This is a genomic window from Oleiphilus sp. HI0132 (assembly GCF_001635845.1).
Genome location: NZ_LWGJ01001235.1, coordinates 1 through 3,621, shown reverse-complemented (window position 1 = coordinate 3,621; position 3,621 = coordinate 1). Strand labels below are relative to the sequence as shown.

The window sequence follows — 3,621 nt, the reverse complement described above, 5'->3', positions numbered from 1 at the left end:
TTAGCGATTGATCTTATAACTTTTTGCTAGTTTGGCAGCGGTACTATCAGGAAATTGCTTTTGAACCTCACTTAAGTATCTTTGAGACTCAGTCGGGTTCTGTAAGCGATCATATGCCACACCAAGCTTAAATAGAGAGTCAGCAACCTTACTGTGACCAGGGTATGCCTGCACAACGATAGAGAAAGCTTGTCTAGCCTGCTCTAGCTGAGGTAAGACTAAGTAAATCTCTCCCAACCAATAATAGGCATTACCTGTTAAAGGCCCATCTGGGTATTTCTCGATAAACGTGTAGAAACTTGTAACCGCCTCGTCAAACTTTTTGTCTTTGATAAGCCCATAAGCCTCTTGATATGCCTGCTTTGCTTCAGCCGAACTGGCTTTTTTGGGCTCGACAGCGACATCAGTAACAACACTTGCTTTCGTACCTTCTGACTCTCCATTCACACTTAGGCTAGGCGAAACGACTGAGGATGTATTGGAAACAGTAGAACTCGACCCACTTGACTTGGCTTGCTTGGACAAAGCCAACACTCTTGAGTCCAGGTCAAGATATCTAGCCTTCGCATTTCGCTTTAAGTGACGTATCTCATTAGCTTGCTCTTCTACAACACCTCTAAGAGCCTTAAGCTGCTGCTGCAATTCCTCGATCATAAAAAACAATTCACTATTTGCAGAGCTTTGAACCGGCAGTGCGACAGGCGCACTAACAGGCCGAGCCGAAGGCAACGCTGTTTGTTCAGCAGGCGCTGACGCTTCGGGCGCAGAATTGTTTTGTTCTGACTGAAAAATTAGTGTTCGCGCAGAAAGAGGAGCAGAAATAACAAGAAAGGACAGGAGGGTAACTGGTAATAGCGCCGGAGCTGAAAAACAGCTCCGCGCGAGAGTCTTATCAATCATCATAATGATTATTGATACTCAATATAAGCTCTTCGGTTTTGAGCCCATGCTGCTTCGTTATGGCCAGCATTTGCAGGACGTTCTTCACCGTAGCTAACTACTTCAATTTGAGCTTTAGAAACACCATTTACAATTAGGAATTTAGCAATCGAGTTACCACGACGCTCACCTAATGCAACGTTGTAACCCTTAGTGCCACGCTCATCACAGTGACCTTCAATCACAACTTTTGACGATGGGTTAGCAGATAAGTAAGCCGCGTGAGCTGCCAATGCAGGACGTGACTCAGACTTAACAGTTGACTGGTCAAACTCAAAGTAAAAAGTTCTCATTTCACGCAAAGCGGCTTGCTCGGCCATAGCAGCTTCTTTAGCTCTTTGAGCAGCCTGCTCTTCAACACTAATTTGATCAGCGTCTGGTGCACCTGAAACTGTACCGCCGGTTGAAGCACTGTCTTCAGATTGGTTTTCGTCTTGTGCAGCTGGAACTTCGTCTGCAGTGAACTCATCTTCAGTACTTAAGCTTTCACAACCAGTTAGTACTAAAATCGAAAAAATAAGCGCCAGGAACAGCTTGATCGAATTTAATTTCATCATCTTACCTTCATTTTTTTGGTGGGGATTCAAGTATTCTTTGTCAAATCGTACGCTTTTCACACTAAAATCATTTGACTTATTATCATACAAAGCTTACCGGATGCACTATAAAACACAAGCGGGTTTTAGCGAAAAGCTTTTATTTTTACCGGTTTATATCCAATAATTAATAATCTACAAAAAAGGTGACCAGGCAGGCTCCAGCACATCGCCCTTATTAGATGGTAAAAAATATTTCGCACCACCATCAACCGATACCACCGCTAAAACTTTGCTACCACCGCGCAAGGTCGAATATATAATCATACGCCCATTTGGTGAAACACTTGGCGACTCATCCAGCGATGTTGAGGTGAGAATTCTTTGATCCCCCGTCTCGATATCTATTTCTGCAATATGAAAACCTTGATCACCCGGCTCGGTACTTTTGTGGACGTAAAAAATACTATTACCGTCGCGGCTGTAGCGAGGCCTGGTATTATACTTCCCAACAAAGCTCAAGCGCTCCGGAATACGATCTCTCAGAGACATACGATAAACCTGTGGGCTCCCGCCCCTGTCACTTGTAAATACGACACTTTTACCGTCCTGTGACCAGCTTGCCTCGGTATCAATACCTGAGTCGAATGTTAATCGCTCAGTGCGATCACGAGCCAAGTCATAACTATATAACTCGGCGTTGCCATCTTTCGACAAGGTCATTACCAGAGAGGAATCATCTGGCGACCACATAGGCGAGTCATTCAAGCCTTTAAACGAGGTCACCTTTCTTTGATTTCCTGAAATCACATGCTGAATGTAAATTGCTGGGCGACCAGAGTCATAAGACACGTAAGTCAGGTGCTGCCCATCATTAGACCATGAAGGAGACAACATAGGCTCGCGACTAGTAAACAGTGTATAAGCCCCTTTCCCATCAGCATCTGCAACATTTAGGCGGTACTGACGCTGCTTGTTGGTTAACTCTTTAACGGTTATATATGCGATCTTGGTAGAAAACACGCCTTGGACACCCGTAATCTGCTGATACACACGGTCACTAATATAATGCGCTGTTTTTCTAAGGCTTGTAGGGCTTGCTTTTACTCGCTCGCTAATGAGAGATTTTTGAGTAAAGATATCAACAAGTTCATAGTCTACTATTACCTGCTTAGAACCATTTTGATGCGTGACACTCCCAACAACAATATAACTCTGCCCTAGCCTACGCCAGTCTCTGAAGTGCACCTGGTCGAAGCGTTCAGGTAAGCCGAGCATACGCGAGGTCGGCAAGGTATCAAAATCACCACTTCGTTGAAGATTGTTTGCAATAATTTTGGATACATCCTCAGGCAATGGCGATGCATTTTTATTTGCAAACGGAACGATCGCAATAGGCTGAGCACTTGCCGAGCCCACCTCTATTTCGATTACAAGCTCGGCATTTACTGCTGCCGATACAAATGCAGTTAATATCAGTATTAGAAACTTCTTCATTCAAACCTCAGAATTTCGTCACAAGAACATTTATCTAAAAAACGTTCACTAATCAACAGGTGAAAATCGCATCGAGAACTTACGAAAGTGCCGATCAAATATATTTACATCATCAGGAACAGGATAGGTACTAATGCTGCTAGCAGCATGCTCTGCTGAGCGATCATAGACCGGGTTTCCGCTAGTACTTTTAATCCCAACCGCTTTTAACTCACCGCTTGGTAAAAGCTCTATTGTTAAGGTGACGCTTAAACCGGTTGATTTGGGAGGAATACGCCATCTGGTTTGCACCTTACGTTTAATTGCAGCCATAAAACGCTCGACCTCACTCACTTCAAAGGCATGCGCGGCTTCGAGCTCAGCTTGGCGCGCCTTTTCTTCAGCAGCTTTTGCTTCTAAAAGTCGATCCTCTTCAAGCTTACGCATCTTTTCCAGTAAGACTTTCTCTTGAGCTTGTCGAGCCAATTCACGCTCTTTGATTTTTAGGGCTTCTTCAAGTTCCAGTGCTTTTTTCTTTTCCAGTGCCTTTTTCTTCTCCAGAGCCTTTTTCTTCTCNAGAGCTTTTTTCTTCTCTAGAGCCTTTTTCTTCTCCAGAGCCTTTTTCTTCTCNAGAGCTTTTTTCTTCTCTAGAGCCTTTTTCTTCTCCAGA

At 44.0% G+C, this 3,621-nt stretch carries 4 protein-coding genes; all 4 read right to left on the bottom strand.

The annotated features are described in order from the left end of the window. Positions 1-903, bottom strand: coding sequence for a tol-pal system protein YbgF (gene ybgF / locus A3766_RS18190; protein ID WP_068511016.1), 903 nt, complete (start codon positions 901-903; stop codon positions 1-3). Between the two features lie 5 nt (positions 904-908). Beyond that, positions 909-1,496 (bottom strand): peptidoglycan-associated lipoprotein Pal, encoded by a 588-nt coding sequence (gene pal / locus A3766_RS18185; RefSeq protein ID WP_231872114.1) that lies wholly within the window; start codon positions 1,494-1,496, stop codon positions 909-911. Between the two features lie 174 nt (positions 1,497-1,670). Beyond that, complete coding sequence (gene tolB / locus A3766_RS18180) at positions 1,671-2,972, bottom strand: Tol-Pal system beta propeller repeat protein TolB (protein ID WP_068511018.1); 1,302 nt, start codon at positions 2,970-2,972, stop codon at positions 1,671-1,673. Between the two features lie 48 nt (positions 2,973-3,020). Continuing rightward, positions 3,021-3,621: cell envelope integrity protein TolA (locus tag A3766_RS18175; RefSeq protein WP_197479619.1), on the bottom strand; the 601-nt coding region annotated here is incomplete at its 5' end.

Coding starts and splice junctions, on each gene's coding strand:
- ybgF (WP_068511016.1), bottom strand. CDS start 903: ATGATGATTGATAAGACTCTCGCGCGGAGCTGTTTTTCAGCTCCGGCG.
- pal (WP_231872114.1), bottom strand. CDS start 1,496: ATGATGAAATTAAATTCGATCAAGCTGTTCCTGGCGCTTATTTTTTCG.
- tolB (WP_068511018.1), bottom strand. CDS start 2,972: ATGAAGAAGTTTCTAATACTGATATTAACTGCATTTGTATCGGCAGCA.